The sequence below is a fragment of the Bacillus sp. UNC437CL72CviS29 genome, from assembly GCF_000482345.1.
Classification (GTDB): domain Bacteria; phylum Bacillota; class Bacilli; order Bacillales; family Bacillaceae_G; genus Bacillus_A; species Bacillus_A arachidis.
In genome coordinates, this window is sequence record NZ_AXVB01000015.1 from 1 (window position 1) to 16,688 (window position 16,688).

Genomic DNA, 16,688 nt, shown 5'->3' on the forward strand with positions numbered 1-16,688 from the left:
CACAAGCATGTCTCGGAAAGGAAACTGCCATGATAATGCCGTCATGGAAAGCTTCTTCGGACATTTGAAAAGTGAAGCTTTCTACTCACAAAATCTAACAAAAGTATCCAACACAACTGTGCGAAAGACTGTGTTAGAATACATTCATTACTACAATTGTGTGCGAATTCAGGAAAAATTAAACTACCTACCCCCTAAAGAATATAAGGGACAGGTAGTTTAGGTGTTTTGATGTGTGTCCCATTTTCAGGGTTCACTTCAGAATTACATGGGGCTTTCATTTTTAGGGGGAAATAATATACTAATTTTATAACAATTTTGTTAATTAATAATAAAGCTGTTTAACCATTAATATTATGGTGGTAATGTGTTAAAATAGTTATTAGGAGTGAGTCTGGCAAATTAAACATGTGTAGTAATGAAAATAGAAAAAAGTTTGAAACGAGGAAATGATATGAGTAAAATCAAAAAGCACAAGCCCAATAAACTAAAGATCGTTTTACGAGTATTAGCGATTATTATAGGGGCGTTTATAACAGCATATGGACTAGAATCGGTATTAATTCCAAACAATGTATCAGATGGTGGTGTGACGGGTTTAAGTATCGTAAGCTCAGAACTATTTGGATTACCATTAGGAATTCTAATTGCAGTCATTAATATTCCTTTTGTTTGGTTAGGGTATAAGCAAATTGGTAAAAATTTCGCTATTTATTCGGTTATCGGTATTGCTTCACTAGCAATCGGTACGGTTCTTATGCACGACATACCAACTATTATTCACGGTGATACATTGTTAATTACCGTTGTTGGGGGGATTATCATCGGTTTTGGTATGGGGTTAGCATTGCGTAATGGTGGCGCATTAGATGGAATCGATATGTTAGCTGTATTACTTTCTCGAAAGTTACCTTTTGGGACAAGTGACCTCATCTTATTTTTAAACATGTTTGTCTTTATTGTTGTTTCAACGGTATTTGGTCTGCAAGGGGCTATCCTTTCAGCAATTGCTTACTTTATTGCTTCTAAAGTAATTCATATCGTTGAAGTAGGTTTAAGTGGTTCTAAAACATTTAAAATTATCACAAAGGAACCTGATTTAATGGTAGAAACAATTCGAGACCGCTTAGGTCGAAGTGCAACGTATAATGAAGTGTACGGCGGTTATTCAAAGGAACAATTTAAAGAAATTACTTGTGTTATTAACCGTTTAGAAGAAAGTAAAATAAAAGAAATCATTCATGAAATTGATGAAAGTGCCTTTGTTACGGTATATGACGTAGCAGAAGTGAAGGGCGGCAATTTCAAAAAACATGATATTCATTAATGATTTCGCAAAAAACACATTTTCGTTTTCTGCCTGTTAATGCGGGATGAAAAAATTATAATTATTTTATGAAAAGCACCGTTCAATAATAGATTGGACGGTGCTTTTTTGACGTTATATATGATTACAATCCTGTATGAATCATTTCTTTTTCTTGTTTTTGTTCCATATTTTTCAAAATATGAAGCGAAATAAAACCTGTAACCCCCATTGTGCCAAAAATCAGCCAAGGCGTATACATTCCTTGTAACTGTGATGTAAACCATGTTCCTGTGTAGTTTCCAATAATAAATCCAATAGCGAGTGAGAGCTGATAAGCCCCGAAATATGTGGCCGTATAGGATTCATTACTATAATTTGCAATTGTAATGTCAGCATTAGGTAATACAAGTGTTTCGCCAATTGTAAATAAAATGACACAGCCAAACAGCCAATAAGGATGTGGAAACAAAGGAATAAGTAAAAAGGAAAGCCCCATAAATAGCACACCGCATTTTACAATTGAAAGTGTATTGTATTTGTGAAATATTTTTCGAAATACAATCATAAACAAAACGCCTGTAATTGCATTTACTGTAATGACAAGTCCACCTAACTTTACGCTATGACTGATATTGGTCATATAAAGCGGGAGCGCGACAGTAAGCTGAGTAAACATAATGTAAAAGAAAATCATGATAAATGAGAATAACAGAAAATGCTTATTTTCAAAAACGGCTTTTAATCCAGATAAGAGCTGTACATTTTCAGTAGAAACTTGGAAGTGGGATCTAAGAAGATAAAAAATGATAGCAAATAATAACATGAGAAATCCAGTAAGGATAAATGGATACAAAGGGTTCCATACGAGTAATAGGCTACCAGCAATTGGACCGATAATTGCGCCGCTGTTAAAAGCGAGGTTTAAGTATGTAAATAAATCTTTTCGGATGTTAGCTGGCTGTGAGCCGAATACAGCACGAGCAGCTGGTTCGTAAAATGCAGTTCCAAATCCAATCAGGGAGGCGGAAATTGAAATAGTATGAAACTCTGAAAATATTCCTAAACAAATAAAGCCAATGCCTCTTAATAGTAAACCAGATATCATCATAATCATGTAGCCTACTTTATCGGCGATGATACCAGAAAATAAAGGAATAACTCGTGAAGTAATCGTCATAATGGTTAAAATGGTTCCTACTTGTATGCCAGAAAAGTTTAAAAAACTCGATAAATAGATGGCGAGAAATGCATATACAGCAAAGTATCCAAACGCCATGAAAAATGATGAAATAAGTATAACGCGTATTGGTATAGAAAAGTTTTTCATAGAGACTCCTTTCAATAATGTAACCATTAAAAAGTTTTAATGGTTAACTGTTTTATACTATAATTATACATAAAGTCAGAAAAAAGTAAAATTTAGAAAGATGGTGAATGAATTTGAAACATGGTCAAGAGGCGCCAGGACAATTAGAAACCGTAAGGGACTTTTTAAATACATGGAGAATTCCGAATGATTCAAGAATGTGCGTAGACGGGCTTCATACTATAGATGATGTACTTCAATTTATGAGGATCCATTTTAATGAAGAATTATCTTTTGGTACAGTTGATGAACTGAAACGATTTCGAGATGAAATTCGTTTCGCAGTTGAGGGGAAAGGAGCACTACAACAGTGGTTTGAAAAATATCTATTTCGCGTGTGTGTGACAGAAAACATGGATTCTGTCACATATGAACCAATAGGAGAACGAAATATTTATACAACCATATTGCAAATTATTCTGATTGATATTGAGCAGGGAAAGTGGAAACGATTAAAGGCATGTCCAGATTGCCGCTGGGTCTTTTATGATCATTCTCGTAATGGAAGTAAGCGTTGGTGCGGAATGTATGCGGGGAGTAAAGAGGGGAGAGCTTGTGGTACAATCGCGAAAGTGAAAAATTATCGGGCGAAGAGAAAAGGAAGATCTAGCTATAATGCTTAAATATATAGACAGAAGTTAGCTAATGGGATTTCGTGCAAAGTAACGAGTACTAAGAAAGAAGAATTTGTATGAATGTACGGTGACTATAATAGAGGGGGGATTTGACAAATGGAACAAGCAAAAATGTTAGAGCTCAATAAAAAGTGCTGGGATATAGTAGCGCCTTACTTTTTTCAGGTAGATTCTTTGCCAAGATACGGGCCGTATACTGCTTCTGAAGATGAAATTCATTTGTTTGATACGATAAAGCATAAAAAGGTTCTTGATATAGGGTGCGGCAGCGGACATTCTTTGGAGTACATGGCGAAGCATGGAGCAAAAGAATTATGGGGCGTTGATCTTTCTACAATACAAATTGATACAGCGAAGCAGACATTAATAGAGTGGAATCCACACTTGATATGTGCTGCGATGGAGGATGAAACAGATATTCCGAAAGAACATTTTGATATTGTATATTCCATTTATGCGCTAGGATGGACATCTGATTTACCAAAAACATTGCAGCTTATTTATTCTTATTTAAAAAAAGGAGGAAGCTTTGTTTTGAGTTGGGAGCATCCGATTTATTCAAACTTGAAGTATGGAACGCCTGAAATTGTTTTGGAATCTTCATATCATGAAGAGGTACCTATTACATTTGAAACATTTAAAGGGGAAGATGTACAAGCTGTATTATATAAAAGAAAATTGAGTACATACATAAATGAGCTTATTAAGGTAGGATTTACAATTGAAAAAATAGTTGAAGGTGAACCATCAAGTGATTTTGAGGAACAAGCAGTTGAACCGTCTGTGAAATATTATTCGTTATATAAAGCGAGAGCGTTACCAACAACTTTAATTGTGAAAGCAAGAAAATAAGCTATCGTATAAAAATGAAAGTGTAAATAATGTGTAATATTCATAGGGTGATAATTGGTAGGGGATTATCTCTAATATTCTGATATATTCAGGGTATGTTGAAGGATTGATAGGCCTTGAAGAATACTCTCATGCCACTATTATTTTTTTAATGAATGATTTTAAGGAAGAGAACAACAAATCATGGATTAGAAAACCTAGTGAGTTAAATGATTTTGATGAAAAAAAGGCTGTTTTGCGCAATTCGATGTGAGAGAGAATACTCATGCTCCACATTGGATAAGTAAATTAATGAAGAATTACTTTTAATGTTAGGAAGGAAAAAGTAACAGAAAAAAGCTTTGCTGTAGTAGCAAAGCTTTTTTCATGTTTAGTTATACTGTACGTATAAATCATCTTATATGCGTAAGAATTTTACTTCATCTTTTCGGCTGGAAAATATGTTGAAAAAAATATTTGTGATGTAAACTATCCACAACTTTGTTTGCTTGATACGTACGTTGCTGCTCTAATCGCATACGCTGTTCCATCATTTTCATCTCATGATCTGATAAACGTAACATTGTACAAGTCTCCTTTGCTATAAATATAGGTTTCTAATGATATCGATACCACAAACTTTATAGCTAAGGAGGGATACTGTGTAACATAAGTAAAAAGCACCCTCTCTCTCCCATTACGCTTACGAGGTTAGCTGTCGGACTCGGGAAGTGAGAGTATCCCTACTTAAAAAAGATTCGCCCCAAGTAGCATCGGCTACATAGATGGTTCCCCCGATCCAAAAATTGGATTCAGCAAAAGGTTTTATAAAAAATAAAATAACATAACTCACAAATAAAGTCAAATTATTTAGGTTTTTCTGATTTTTCTAATTTCGTAAGAACGAGTCCGTCAGGTAAAACAATATCTGTTATTTCAATGAATCCGTGTTTTTTATATAAAGAAAGCGCAGGGATGTTTGCTTTCCCTGTTTGTACAATGTATTTACTTGTTTCAGAGCATATGCTAAATAAATGAAGGAGTAACTTTGTTGCGATTCCTCTATGAAAATAGTCAGGTGATATAACTAGACGATGGATATCAATAATTGTCCCTTCATTTACGAAAGAAATAAATCCTATTAGTTTATTTTCTAAGGTGTATCCATAAAATGTTTCGTTACAATTTTGGATATCTTCTACAGTATCGTATAAACGTGGGATTGCCGTGCTGTTTATGTACGTTGCTTCAATTTCATATGCAGGAATTTGAATTGCTAAAATAGCTGAAGCCACATCAAAAGAAGTGATAAGTAATTGATTAATCATGAATAAACCTCCCATTTTAACAGTTAGTAATCTATTACCTTAGTGATCTTAAAAGTATTTGTTACGCATTGCTATAGATGTATTAAATTGAACACGTAAAGAGGAGAGCTAAAGCAGAATGTGTCTGTTTTAGCTCTTTTTTTCATTTTCTAATTAATAATTCGTTTGCATATTCACGAGCCCAACGATCGGCTTCTAGTACAGCCTCTAAAGATGGGTTTATGATATTATGATGAGCTTCAAGTGTAGAATAAATTGTTTTTTCTATATCAAAGAATGAAATTTCATTTTGTAAATATAGCGCATTTGCAATTTCATTCGCGGCATTTAAGACTGCAGGTGCGGTTCCGCCAATCTTTCCAGATTCGTAGGCATAATGTAGACAAGGAAATTTCTTTAAATCTGGTTTTTCAAAATGTAAGCTACCGACTTCTAATAAATTTAACTTTTTATAAGAGGACGGTAATCTAGTTGGATAATGGAACGCATATTGAATAGGCATCCTCATGTCAGGAGCACCGAGCTGTGCCATCATAGATCCATCTATAAATTCAACTAAAGAATGAATAATACTTTCTTTATGAATTAAAACATCAATTTTTTCATAAGGAATATCAAATAACCAACGTGCTTCCATGACTTCGAAGCCTTTGTTCATTAATGTAGCGGAATCAATTGTTAGTTTTGCTCCCATCAACCAATTTGGGTGCTTTAAAGCATCTTTAGCTTGTAAAGTTTCCATCTCATTACGTGTTTTATCTCGAAATGCACCGCCGGAAGCTGTAACAATTAGTTTTTCGATTTCTTTGTTATTCTCACCATTTGAACATTGAAAAATAGCAGAGTGTTCACTATCTACGGGGATTAAACGGCAGTTATTTTGTTTAGCTAACTCTGTCACGATATGCCCAGCTGCAACTAATGTTTCTTTGTTAGCAATGGCAATATCTTTTTTTGCTTTTAATGCTTCAATAGTTGGAAGCAGTCCAGAGACACCGACAACGGAAGTTAATACAAGATTAGAATCAGGATAAGTTGCAACTTCAATTAATCCGTCTTCTCCATAAGTAATTTTCGTATCAGCAGAAATTCGTTTGCGAAGTGTATCTGCTAATTCTTTTGTACCCACGCTAACAATACGAGGATGGAATGTATGTATTTGTTTCTCAAGAATATCAATATTGTGATTTGCTGTTAAACCAATAATTTTAAAGTGTTCAGGATGTGCAGCGACTACATCTAATGCAGACGTACCAATTGAACCAGTTGAACCAAGAATCGAAATATATTTTACCATGATAATTCCTCCAAAGTTGTAGAATCATTTTCCGCAAACCTATATATAATTAGATAAAAAAAGTGAAAGTCCTGCTGCGTAAAACAGAATATTTATGTTTATCAGAAAAATAAATGTAGTGAAATGTAAAAAATAAACAAAAACAATGATAGAGAAGAGTACATATTTAGAACTTCACAGAGAGCCGATATTTGGTGGAAATCAGTAAGGGATGAATATGTAATGGACTCTGGAGCTTCTGGCTGAAATAAGTAAGCTAGGGCGATTCGCTTCACGTTAAAGAAGCATCAAGTGAGCTATAATTGTAGCTAATAAAGGTGGTACCGCGGGAGCCCCTCGTCCTTTTCTAGGACGAGGGGCTCTTTTCATTTTGGAAAGGAGGAGTCAGAATGTGAAGAAATAATGTTAACAGGAATTAAGCCAACTGGTTACCTGCATTTAGGAACGTCTTTTGGCAACTATTTACTTGTTTTTATTGCAAATGATTGTTGAAATTGCTCAATAATCATTTTTGGTACAGTGCCTATATTATGTGGTAGTGTATGCAATGGAAAGAAACGCAATTCTTTTGACTCGTTAGGAGCACATTGTAAATCACCTTCATAATTTCGGCAAAGATAAACAACCATGACACCATATACTTGATCGCCGTTTGGATATGTTTGAAATAATTCAGGTCCCGAAAAAGTATGAAAGAGTTCTAAATCTTTTATAATAAGTCCGGTTTCCTCATACACTTCTCTTTTGGCAGCTTCTTCTAATGTTTCTCCATATTCAAGAGTTCCACCAACAATGCCCCACATCTTAAAATCGGTGCGAAGTTGAAGCAAGATTTCATGTTGTTCATTTAAAATCATAACGTGTGAACCAGTTATGATAAGCGGATGATTCCCTACGAGTTTTCGCATGTCTTCAATGTATCCCATTTTTTTAAATTTAGATTTTTTGCGAATTGTAAATACGTTTCATATTCTGTAAAGCCAAGTTTTTTCAAAATAGGTGCAGAATGTTCTCTTCTTGCTTGGTATGTAGCAAGTAATCGTTTTGATTTGACAATCCTAATGATGAGATTTGATGGCTTTTGTATAGATTGCATGTACATTATGTATGCTCCTGTATCATTAACAATATTTCGGTAATTCCCTCAACATTTTTTCGGCTTGATTGGCTACAGAAGTAAGGTTCGAATCTATTTTTGTTCTGAAAAACAAGGTGCGTAAAAAAGTTTTTATATTTGCACATAATATGAAGTATTCATGACAAGAAAGTCTGACTTTGAATTGTGGTAACCGTTTTATTTTTTTATAGATAATCGAAAAAAGTTGATCTCTTGGAAAGTCATAATAAAGCATAGATAGGAGGGGAGTTACAATTCTTTCATCTTCATTATTATGATATACAGTAGAATAAATGAAAATTTTATTTAATATACAATGAGCAATCTCTTCATAGCAAGAACAGGTAATATGTGAACTGTGTACGAGTTCGTTAAAGGCATCAGATGCATGGGCAATGCTATGAGCCCAGCCTTTATCTTGTACACATCCACGGTAATCTATTTCGAGATTCATATACGTAATGAGCTTTTCTTTTACTTCTTGCACTGTTTCTTGTAATAAAAATGAATGAGAATTATCGAACTGTATAATTAAACCAATTAATAAAGTGGTATAAGAACGTGTGAAAACTCCATCTGTATTTGGAGAGGTAATGTCTTTGTATAAGTAATCGTTACTTAGACAGGTTGTTAATAAAGTCTCCAATTGATCATGGGATAGGAATTCATTTTGAATAAAATGTGCAAAACATTTATATATTAATTGATCACGGACGTAGCTATCAGTGGTTCCGATGTTTTGAATCATATGGGAACTTAACTCATCAAGGTCGATACTCTGCATCTGTATATAGTCATTTAGCTGAATGAGTTCCAACTGTTGTTGCAGTGTAATGATATCCAAAGCTGTTCCTCCTCTATGCTTTCGTAATGCATCGTTTCCTAGTATTCTATATATTCGAAGACAATCCTGCTCGTGCAAGGATAAAGAATAACTTCTCCCGAAGTAGTTAATAAGGAGGGAGTTTATTATGCTAAAACAAAAACTGGAACATATGGTTGCGCTATACCCAGTCGTATTATTTGATGGGTGGCATATTAAAAATGTATCGGAGCGGAGTGAAGGAGAGAAATGGGAAACACTTTGGTTTCAAGTTTTTACACCAACAGGAGTGTTTCGCGTAAAAGAATTTTTTCTTGATATAATGGAGCCGACATTTCCGGATAGTTGTATGTATCAAGCACAAGGTGAATGTTTTCAGTATAATGCTCTCGTATATTGGAGAGGTGTGAATTATAAAGGTAAAGTTAGTTATGTCATTTCTAAATGGAAAACGCAGATTGAAATTTCAATTGATGAAGGCTTTATAGAGCAACAAGAAATGGAAAAGTTCTTGGAAGGTTTACAACCATTAGAATTAGAGAAAGCAAAAAAACAAGTAAATAAACCATTTCACCAATTAAGTTTTCAGGCAAGAGCACAAATTTGTGGTGAAATAAGTAGATGTAGTAAGTGGCATTTACCAAATGAAGTGCAATTTGACTCTTTACCAATTACAACCCCAGATGAATGGGAACTCGAATCAGTTGGTTTTGGGGATGATGAAATACAATATGTATACTGGGATGTAAAGGAACAACTATATGCTCTTTGGGCGTGTCGTCATTCACAGCACAATTATTATCCAGTATTGTCGTGGATTCAAAATTATAGCCGAATGAAAATGATCAATGGATTAGAATTCTACTCCCATCCTCAGCGTGGTACAGTTGTATATCAAAATTTAGGTGACGAGCAGATTGCATACGTATTTCGTGGTATTCCATCTACAACACTCATAAAAGTAAAAGAAATCTTTTCTTAATCTTAAAGAAAGGCAAGGGAATGTCATAAATATAGTCAGAACAGAGCTATTATATTTGCAATACAATATAATATAATAGATTATTACTTCATATAACGGATTATATAAAGAAAGAATTGGTGACAATATGGAACAACAAAAAGATTGGTTACAAGCAAGTGTAGAACGGAATCTAGAGAATACCTTACATATTGAATGGGAAGATGGAGTAGGAGAAGTGACTATTTATTGGAGTACTTCATCAGAACATATTGAGGAAAATGGACAATTGTTATTGCATGTCACTGGAGCAGCTTCATGTACAATAGCAGATCCGAGTCCAAACATGCGCCCGTATTTCCGGTTAGTAGCAAGTAATGGACAAACAGTTACCGTAGCTGAGCGCCGTTTACCATTACAAGGAGCGTTTAATTTCCGTGATTTAGGTGGCTATGATACAAGTGACGGTCGCAAAGTAAAGTGGGGGAAATTATATCGTTCCGAAGAATTAGCAGGGTTAACAGAATCGGATATTGCTTATTTACAACAGTCTAGTTTAAAACTAATCTGTGATTATCGAACAGATTTTGAAGTGACGCATAAACCAAATCCGAGCATTGCTGGTGTTCGTCAAGTTTGTTTACCGGTCATGCAAGATATAGCAAAAGATTTAAATATTAATGAATTTTTCCAAGTGGGAGATTTATCAATGCTTGGAAAACCAGGTGAATATTTAGTGAAAATGAATAAGGGCTTTGTAGAAGGTAATGAAGCATTTATTGGTTTTCTACAGCTTGCTCAAGATCAAGAAAATTTACCACTAGTTAACCATTGTACTGCTGGGAAAGATCGAACTGGATTTGGTTCGGCACTATTATTACTTCTTCTTGGTGTCTCAGAAGAAACGGTAATGCAAGACTATTTATTAAGTAATGGATTCCGTGAAAAGTTAAATCAAAAAATGATGGAATTTTTAGGCGCGAAGCTACAAAATGAGGAAAGTAAAGAAATATTAGGAGCTATGTTTGAAGCTCGTGCTGATTATTTACAGGCAGCAATTGATGAGATTGCGCGTAAGTTTGGCAGTGTTGAAATGTATGCTGAAAAAGGACTTGGTTTTTCAAAAGAACAATTAGAAAATATGAAAACATTGTTACTAGAAGAGAAGTAAACTGTAATTAGTTTTGGTAGGAAATCCTGTTACATCAGCTTTAAAAGGTCATCAAAATAGGCCTAGTGACAGGGTTGCTGTCATAGAGTGTAAAGTAGTGGATTATTCCAGCAACCATACTTTTGTCACCGCTTTTTCAGTGTATTAGTGAAAATGCCTTCTGATGCTTTAGAAACAACCCGAATATCAGAGATGATCATTTTAACGGTTTCTTCTACTGACATGGTTTCGGAAATGATTTTCTCGTTTGGTGAGTCTAGAAAGTCCTTATCAGTGTACCAAGCTGTTAGTTCAGCTTCGCCAAAATCATCAGCGTTGGGTTTGGTTTTATGCCGAGTTATTGTTTCTTTGAGAGAAATGTCATAGTAATAGATATAACTTTCTTCAAATGTATCAATTAGTTCTGTAAGCATAGTTTTGTACTTATGAGTGCTTAGAATACCTTCTACAATTACATAGTTCACTTTACCGATACCGTACAGTGCGGTTTGTTTGATGAGTTCAACAGACAAGTTCCCGACAGTATCTTTCACACGAAGCATATCTCTGCGAACTACATCTTGTGGAACTAATAAAGTGCCTTCTAGGAGTAATTGTAGTTGCCGGGCTACTGTGCTTTTTCCTGAACCTGAGTTTCCACGAATAATTACTAACGTTGTTTTCATACGAACCTCCTTAAAACGAATAGTTAAGTAAATTTTAACACTTTATCCGAAAGAATTCTCCTTCCTCAAGCGTGTGAAGGGCGATAGCAAAGCGGTAGGTGGGAGAGGGATTTCGGTTCGGCGTTAGCCGAAAAGTACTTGCTATTATTTTTATTTTCACTCTGATATAATCAGTCTTATAAAGCATAAAGGTTGGTATATAAATGGAGTTAGATAGTAATAATTATTCAGTATTCTCGCTTTATTATCATCTTATATTAGTTGTGAAATATAGAAGAAATGTATTTGATGATGATATGTCTAACTATGCAAAAGATATGTTTATCAGGATTTCAGAACGCTATAACATAACTTTAGTTGAGTGGAATCATGACAATGACCATGTTCATATTTTATTCAAATCGCATCCAAATACAGAAATTACAAAGTTCATCAATGCGTATAAAAATGCCAGTTCTCGACTAATCAAGAGAGACTTTCCACAAGTGAAAAAGAAACTTTGGAAAGAGATGTTTTGGTCAAGAAGTTTTTGCTTACTCACTACTGGGGATTCACCAATAGAAGTAGTAAAGAAGTATATCGAAAAGCAAGGGGAAAAGTGAGGTGAAATGATATGACAATACATAATAAAGCGTACAAATTTCGTTTGTATCCAACAGAACAACAAGCACATCTTATACGTAAAACTTTTGGATGTGTGCGATTTGTATACAATAAGATGTTGGCTGAACGAAAAGAAGTGTATGAGGAGCACAAAGGGAATAAAGAAGAACTAAAGAAACAAAAATTCCCTACTCCTGCAAAGTACAAGGGGGAGTTTGAATGGTTGAAAGAAGTGGATTCATTAGCATTAGCGAATGCTCAATTAAACTTGCAAACTGCTTATAAAAATTTCTTTAGTGGTCAAAATGGCTTCCCCACGTTCAAAAGTAAAAAGGATAGAAAATCTTATACAACGAATATGGTTAACGGAAATCTTATGTTGCTTAATGGTCATATCAAATTACCGAAGTTGAAGCTTGTAAAGATGAAACAACATAGAGAAATCCCCCCAGACCATGTGATTAAATCTTGCACGGTTTCCATGACATCCACTGGAAAATACTATGTGTCTATCTTGACTGAGTATGAAAAAGAAATCGTGCCAAAAGAAGTGATAACTGTTATTGGGTTAGACTTTTCTATGTCAGAATTATATGTTAGTAGTGAGAATGAGAAAGCCAATTATCCTCGCTTCTACCGTCAAGTATTAGAAAAATTAGCAAAGGCACAACGAGTATTGTCAAGGCGTACAAAAGGCTCAGAGCGTTGGAATAGGCAACGTATTCTTGTAGCTAGATTACATGAAAAGGTAGCAAATCAACGTAAGAACTTCCTTCATCATAAATCAAAAGAATTAGTTAACAACTTTGATGTTGTAGCAATTGAAGACTTGAACATGAAAGGAATGTCACGAGCACTTAGCTTTGGAAAAAGTGTTACTGATAATGGGTGGGGGATGTTCACGATTTTTTTAGCCTATAAGTTACAAGAACAGGGGAAACAGCTTGTGAAAATTAATAAATGGTTTCCTTCTACAAAGACATGTAGTAGTTGTGGAAACGTAAAGGATGTAGCACTATCTGAACGAGTGTATGTTTGTGATTGTGGTGCGTCAATAGATAGAGATTATAATTCTGCAATCAATATCAAAAATGAAGCTGAACGTTTGTTAGCATTACCATAAATCGTATTAAAGAACCTATGGAACATGGGAGATAGCTCGCGGTCTTACGACTAATTCGTTAGCTAATAAAAGTAACGACTAAACGAGAAGCCCCCACTTCAAACAGCTCGTAAGAGCGTTAAGTGGCGGGTAGTTCACCAGACCTAGTCACAGGATATCTACTTTTAGTCTGTTAGATAACTTAAAAAATTGTAAAAATAACATACAGAAGCTTTAATAACGTATTATCAAAAAAATTATCTGCTTAAAATTGAAAAAATAGAGGGGCAGACATCTTATTAACCTCTGTCGTTGTTTCTCTTTTTGTATAACTATTTTTAAGATTCGAATGAAACTAGAGAAGAGAGAGCTGCCTTCTACACAGACCAAAATAAACAAAAACAGCAAGCCAATTCACTTTCCATGATGAATGGCAAGGGATTGCTCACATGATCAAATGCGTATATTTGAACGTTTTTTCAGAACGGATCCATCAAGAAGTTCACAATCCGAAGGGTCTGAACTCGAAATAGTGATGCAAAATCGCTAACTGAAATACATAAGGGAGAAATTGGTGTTCGGGATCTTACGGATGTGAATTTCGGTTTACGCTTCCCGTTACATCAGAAAAAAAGAACTGATTGAAAGACTTTTGTAATAGTTTTGATATAGAAATGATAGACCTTCTTGTTAACATACATACAAGCACTATGTTACAGGAGGGTTTTTATTTTATGAAAACAAAACATGTATTGTTTATTGGAGGAATAATAATAGTTGGGGGATTTTTATGGTTTTTATTCCGTCCTGAAAAATTATTTATTGATAAGCAAATTAACGAAGTATTTCCACAAACAGAAATAAAATCAAAAGAAGATCAACAACAACGTGTAATAAGCAAAGGGCAGTTTCAGAATGGTGTTCATAAAACGAATGGAATAGCAACAATTTATCAACTACCAGATGGAAAGCGTGTTCTAAGACTGACTGATTTTGAAACTTCTAATGGTCCAGATGTTCGAGTGGTATTGGTTCCTACGAAAAGTTTAAAGAATAATGAAGATGTTAAAAACTATCAGTATATTGAATTAGGTAATTTAAAGGGGAATAAAGGATCTCAAAACTATGAAATTCCTGAAGGTTTAGATATCGATGCATATGGTTTAGTTTCTATATGGTGTAAGAGATTTAATGAAAATTTTGGTATGGCTCATTTTGAGAAGCAAAAAGAGATATAGGATGATATTAATATAAATATAGCCTACAAGGAAATGTATAAGAGTATGTTAATGATGTTGTAAACTGTAGGAATAGTTATTGCTAAAGTACCGTATTTAGAATCAAGGTTTATAGAACATTTGTAATCAAACTTTATTCTAAAATATGTAGCTTGAAATTCAGTGAAATCAAATAATTTTTTGCTATTGGAGGAATTTCCTAATGGTTGATAATATTCCACAACTGATTCAAGAGCATAAACAATTTTTTCATAATGATTATACAAGAAGTCTTCAATTTCGTCTTGAACAATTAGAAAAATTAAAAAAATCTATTCAAAAATATGAAAATGAAGTGCTGAGTGCATTATATCAGGATTTACACAAAAGCGAGTTTGAAGCGTATGCTGCAGAAATTGGTTTTGCCTTTAACAGTATCAATTTTATAATGAAATATCTAAAACGGTGGATGAAGCCTCAAAAAGTAAAAACACCTATGCATTTTTTACCTTCCAAAAGCTACATAATAAAAGAGCCATATGGTACAGTGCTAATTATTGGACCTTTTAATTATCCATTTCAATCATTAATTGAACCTCTTATCGGGGCAATTGCGGGAGGGAATTGTGTAGTTCTCAAACCTTCAGAAAATGCTCCAAACGTTGCAGCTGTAATTAACAAAATAATAGGTGAAACGTTTGATAAGCGATATATTCGTGTAATTGAAGGAGATAGAGAAACAACTTCTTTATTAATTCATGCACCATTTGACTATATTTTTTTTACTGGTAGCGTTCAAGTCGGAAAAATTGTTATGGAAGCTGCGGCGAAAAATCTTGTACCAGTAACATTAGAACTTGGTGGAAAAGCACCAGCTATTGTCGATGAAACAGCTAACCTGGATATAGCAGCCAAACGTATTATCTGGGGGAAATTCATAAATGCTGGGCAATCTTGTATTGCACCTGATTATGTTATTGTACACAAATCTGTCAAGGGAAAACTGATTTCGAAAATGAAAGAAATCATCACAAGCTTTTATGGATCAGATGTATTAAAAAGCAATGATTACGGTCGAATTATTAATGAGAGACAATTCGATAGACTTATTTCTATATTAGAACAAGACCGAAATTATATAGTATTTGGTGGAAATTCATCTAGAAGTCATTTATATATTGAACCAACAATTCTTGAAGTGAATTCATGGGATGCTGCAGCTATGAAAGAAGAAATTTTCGGACCGATTTTACCAATTATGGATTACAATGATTTAGATGAAGTCATTCATATGGTTAACAACCAACCAAAACCGTTAGCTTTGTATGTGTTTACTGAAAATAAAAATGTTGAAAAACAGGTATTAGGGCGAATCTCTTTTGGAGGAGGGTGCGTCAACGATACAATGTCACATATGGCCAATCTCCACTTACCTTTTGGTGGAGTAGGAAATGCAGGGTTCGGTGCCTATCATGGGAAACATAGTTTTGATGCTTTTACTCATCATAAAAGCATTTTAAAGAAAAGTTCAAGGGTAGAGTTAGGATTGGTATTTCCGCCCTATAGGAACAAAATTGAAATTTTGCGAAAGATTTTTAAGTAATACGCTCCGTTAAACATTACTGTTGATAGTAAAGAAGAAATCATAAAGGGAATCCAGGAGAATGGATTCCCTTTATCTTGTCAACCTAATCCATTGTATTTATGAGTGTATTGTACAAATAAAGAATCTAACGTAAGAACAAGTAGGTAAATGTAAAAAAAGAGTGAGAAATATATTAAAGTTCAGAAAAATGATAATATTTACAAGTTATAGACAGTAAAAATATCGTAAAATGGTTGCAAGAGGAAGGGAGGGAGAAACGTATGATTAAGTGGATGCTAATTATGTTAATGATAGTTGCAGTAATAGTTGTTGGAACGATAGTGGTTGGAAAAAATGGGGATGAAAATTATGGTAAATCAACGAAAGGAAATATTACGAGACTTACAATGATTTACCTTTTGTTAGCAGTTGTTTTAATTGTTGGTCTAGGTTTATATATATATTTTAATGGATAAAGAATATGAAACACTGATATAAAACTTTCCTTTTAGGTGGAGAGAACATCTGTGGTCAGTGTTTCTTATACTCTTATCCCCTTATGCTATGTGTGCCCAAATGGAAGAAACGAGTGGGGATTCTTTTCTTATTTTCATAGCCGTAGTTTACATATTGAAAAATCAAAGTGAATATGTATATTTACTATAGAAATAATAGTGA

19 protein-coding genes, 1 riboswitch and 1 other annotated feature are annotated in these 16,688 nt (G+C 34.2%); of the genes, 11 read left to right on the forward strand and 8 right to left on the reverse strand.

All coding sequences use genetic code 11. From position 1 onward, the window contains the following. Together M014_RS26905 and M014_RS0113905 are read left to right on the forward strand one after the other, a co-directional pair. The coding region (locus M014_RS26905; RefSeq protein ID WP_035415089.1) for an IS3 family transposase at window positions 1-223 on the forward strand (223 nt) is incomplete at its 5' end. 231 nt (window positions 224-454) lie between these two features. After that, window positions 455-1,327 (forward strand): YitT family protein, encoded by an 873-nt coding sequence (locus M014_RS0113905; protein ID WP_026592295.1) that lies wholly within the window; start codon window positions 455-457, stop codon window positions 1,325-1,327. 124 nt (window positions 1,328-1,451) lie between these two features. Here M014_RS0113905 and M014_RS0113910 read toward each other — a convergent pair whose 3' ends face one another. Next, a complete protein-coding gene (locus tag M014_RS0113910; protein WP_026592296.1) occupies window positions 1,452-2,636 on the reverse strand; it encodes an MDR family MFS transporter in 1,185 nt (394 codons plus the stop codon). 107 nt (window positions 2,637-2,743) lie between these two features. Between M014_RS0113910 and M014_RS0113915 the strand changes: the two genes are divergently transcribed. Both M014_RS0113915 and M014_RS0113920 read left to right on the forward strand, forming a co-directional pair. Then, window positions 2,744-3,298 (forward strand): CGNR zinc finger domain-containing protein, encoded by a 555-nt coding sequence (locus tag M014_RS0113915; RefSeq protein ID WP_026592297.1) that lies wholly within the window; start codon window positions 2,744-2,746, stop codon window positions 3,296-3,298. A gap of 108 nt (window positions 3,299-3,406) precedes the next feature. After that, window positions 3,407-4,162, forward strand: a complete 756-nt coding sequence (locus M014_RS0113920; protein ID WP_026592298.1) for a class I SAM-dependent methyltransferase — start codon at window positions 3,407-3,409, stop codon at window positions 4,160-4,162. 419 nt (window positions 4,163-4,581) lie between these two features. Here M014_RS0113920 and M014_RS29650 read toward each other — a convergent pair whose 3' ends face one another. From M014_RS29650 to M014_RS0113955, 6 genes are all read right to left on the reverse strand, one after another. Then, complete coding sequence (locus M014_RS29650; RefSeq protein WP_090690615.1) at window positions 4,582-4,725, reverse strand: hypothetical protein; 144 nt, start codon at window positions 4,723-4,725, stop codon at window positions 4,582-4,584. A 102-nt stretch (window positions 4,726-4,827) separates the two neighbouring features. Next, a riboswitch (cyclic di-AMP (ydaO/yuaA leader) is annotated at window positions 4,828-4,969 on the reverse strand. Window positions 4,970-5,007: 38 nt separating this feature from the next. After that, window positions 5,008-5,469: a GNAT family N-acetyltransferase gene (locus M014_RS0113935; protein WP_026592299.1), complete on the reverse strand. Its 462-nt coding sequence runs from the start codon at window positions 5,467-5,469 to the stop codon at window positions 5,008-5,010. A gap of 142 nt (window positions 5,470-5,611) precedes the next feature. Further along, the gene (locus M014_RS0113940; protein ID WP_026592300.1) at window positions 5,612-6,766 is read right to left on the reverse strand and encodes a 1-deoxy-D-xylulose-5-phosphate reductoisomerase; all 1,155 of its coding nucleotides are present in this window, start codon (window positions 6,764-6,766) and stop codon (window positions 5,612-5,614) included. A gap of 136 nt (window positions 6,767-6,902) precedes the next feature. Then, window positions 6,903-7,113, forward strand: a binding site (T-box leader). Window positions 7,114-7,224: 111 nt separating this feature from the next. Continuing rightward, on the reverse strand, window positions 7,225-7,692 hold the full coding sequence (locus M014_RS0113945) for an NUDIX hydrolase (protein ID WP_026592301.1): 468 nt from the start codon (window positions 7,690-7,692) through the stop codon (window positions 7,225-7,227). After that, window positions 7,659-7,868: a hypothetical protein gene (locus M014_RS29655; RefSeq protein WP_026592302.1), complete on the reverse strand. Its 210-nt coding sequence runs from the start codon at window positions 7,866-7,868 to the stop codon at window positions 7,659-7,661. The genes M014_RS0113945 and M014_RS29655 overlap by 34 nt, the downstream gene beginning before the upstream one ends. A 19-nt stretch (window positions 7,869-7,887) precedes the next feature. After that, on the reverse strand, window positions 7,888-8,727 hold the full coding sequence (locus M014_RS0113955; protein ID WP_026592303.1) for a DUF2785 domain-containing protein: 840 nt from the start codon (window positions 8,725-8,727) through the stop codon (window positions 7,888-7,890). A 127-nt stretch (window positions 8,728-8,854) separates the two neighbouring features. Between M014_RS0113955 and M014_RS0113960 the strand changes: the two genes are divergently transcribed. Both M014_RS0113960 and M014_RS0113965 read left to right on the forward strand, forming a co-directional pair. Beyond that, window positions 8,855-9,688 (forward strand): hypothetical protein, encoded by an 834-nt coding sequence (locus M014_RS0113960; protein WP_026592304.1) that lies wholly within the window; start codon window positions 8,855-8,857, stop codon window positions 9,686-9,688. A 127-nt stretch (window positions 9,689-9,815) separates the two neighbouring features. Then, window positions 9,816-10,838 (forward strand): tyrosine-protein phosphatase, encoded by a 1,023-nt coding sequence (locus M014_RS0113965; RefSeq protein ID WP_026592305.1) that lies wholly within the window; start codon window positions 9,816-9,818, stop codon window positions 10,836-10,838. Window positions 10,839-10,963: 125 nt separating this feature from the next. Here M014_RS0113965 and M014_RS0113970 read toward each other — a convergent pair whose 3' ends face one another. After that, window positions 10,964-11,503 carry a kinase gene (locus tag M014_RS0113970; RefSeq protein ID WP_026592306.1) on the reverse strand — a complete coding sequence of 180 codons (540 nt, stop codon included), beginning with the start codon at window positions 11,501-11,503 and terminating at the stop codon, window positions 10,964-10,966. A gap of 203 nt (window positions 11,504-11,706) precedes the next feature. Here M014_RS0113970 and tnpA point away from each other — a divergent pair, with 203 nt between their 5' ends. From tnpA to M014_RS0113995, 5 genes are all read left to right on the forward strand, one after another. Continuing rightward, complete coding sequence (gene tnpA, locus M014_RS0113975; protein ID WP_026592307.1) at window positions 11,707-12,105, forward strand: IS200/IS605 family transposase; 399 nt, start codon at window positions 11,707-11,709, stop codon at window positions 12,103-12,105. An 11-nt stretch (window positions 12,106-12,116) separates the two neighbouring features. Beyond that, window positions 12,117-13,229 (forward strand): RNA-guided endonuclease TnpB family protein, encoded by a 1,113-nt coding sequence (locus tag M014_RS0113980; protein ID WP_026592308.1) that lies wholly within the window; start codon window positions 12,117-12,119, stop codon window positions 13,227-13,229. A 713-nt stretch (window positions 13,230-13,942) separates the two neighbouring features. After that, window positions 13,943-14,446, forward strand: a complete 504-nt coding sequence (locus tag M014_RS0113985) for a DM13 domain-containing protein (protein ID WP_026592309.1) — start codon at window positions 13,943-13,945, stop codon at window positions 14,444-14,446. A 202-nt stretch (window positions 14,447-14,648) separates the two neighbouring features. After that, window positions 14,649-16,028, forward strand: a complete 1,380-nt coding sequence (locus M014_RS0113990) for an aldehyde dehydrogenase (RefSeq protein ID WP_026592310.1) — start codon at window positions 14,649-14,651, stop codon at window positions 16,026-16,028. 263 nt (window positions 16,029-16,291) lie between these two features. Then, window positions 16,292-16,486, forward strand: coding sequence for a hypothetical protein (locus M014_RS0113995; RefSeq protein WP_026592311.1), 195 nt, complete (start codon window positions 16,292-16,294; stop codon window positions 16,484-16,486). Window positions 16,487-16,688: the final 202 nt, after the last annotated feature.

Bases quoted from the DNA above. Each gene is read 5' to 3' on its own strand.
- M014_RS0113915 (WP_026592297.1), top strand. From the start codon at position 2,744: ATGAATTTGAAACATGGTCAAGAGGCGCCAGGACAATTAGAAACCGTA.
- M014_RS0113970 (WP_026592306.1), bottom strand. From the start codon at position 11,503: ATGAAAACAACGTTAGTAATTATTCGTGGAAACTCAGGTTCAGGAAAA.
- M014_RS0113990 (WP_026592310.1), top strand. From the start codon at position 14,649: ATGGTTGATAATATTCCACAACTGATTCAAGAGCATAAACAATTTTTT.
- M014_RS0113995 (WP_026592311.1), top strand. From the start codon at position 16,292: ATGATTAAGTGGATGCTAATTATGTTAATGATAGTTGCAGTAATAGTT.
- M014_RS0113920 (WP_026592298.1), top strand. From the start codon at position 3,407: ATGGAACAAGCAAAAATGTTAGAGCTCAATAAAAAGTGCTGGGATATA.
- M014_RS0113945 (WP_026592301.1), bottom strand. From the start codon at position 7,692: ATGGGATACATTGAAGACATGCGAAAACTCGTAGGGAATCATCCGCTT.
- M014_RS0113935 (WP_026592299.1), bottom strand. From the start codon at position 5,469: ATGATTAATCAATTACTTATCACTTCTTTTGATGTGGCTTCAGCTATT.
- M014_RS0113985 (WP_026592309.1), top strand. From the start codon at position 13,943: ATGAAAACAAAACATGTATTGTTTATTGGAGGAATAATAATAGTTGGG.
- M014_RS29655 (WP_026592302.1), bottom strand. From the start codon at position 7,868: ATGTACATGCAATCTATACAAAAGCCATCAAATCTCATCATTAGGATT.
- M014_RS0113980 (WP_026592308.1), top strand. From the start codon at position 12,117: ATGACAATACATAATAAAGCGTACAAATTTCGTTTGTATCCAACAGAA.
- tnpA (WP_026592307.1), top strand. From the start codon at position 11,707: ATGGAGTTAGATAGTAATAATTATTCAGTATTCTCGCTTTATTATCAT.
- M014_RS0113940 (WP_026592300.1), bottom strand. From the start codon at position 6,766: ATGGTAAAATATATTTCGATTCTTGGTTCAACTGGTTCAATTGGTACG.
- M014_RS29650 (WP_090690615.1), bottom strand. From the start codon at position 4,725: ATGTTACGTTTATCAGATCATGAGATGAAAATGATGGAACAGCGTATG.
- M014_RS0113960 (WP_026592304.1), top strand. From the start codon at position 8,855: ATGCTAAAACAAAAACTGGAACATATGGTTGCGCTATACCCAGTCGTA.
- M014_RS0113905 (WP_026592295.1), top strand. From the start codon at position 455: ATGAGTAAAATCAAAAAGCACAAGCCCAATAAACTAAAGATCGTTTTA.
- M014_RS0113910 (WP_026592296.1), bottom strand. From the start codon at position 2,636: ATGAAAAACTTTTCTATACCAATACGCGTTATACTTATTTCATCATTT.
- M014_RS0113965 (WP_026592305.1), top strand. From the start codon at position 9,816: ATGGAACAACAAAAAGATTGGTTACAAGCAAGTGTAGAACGGAATCTA.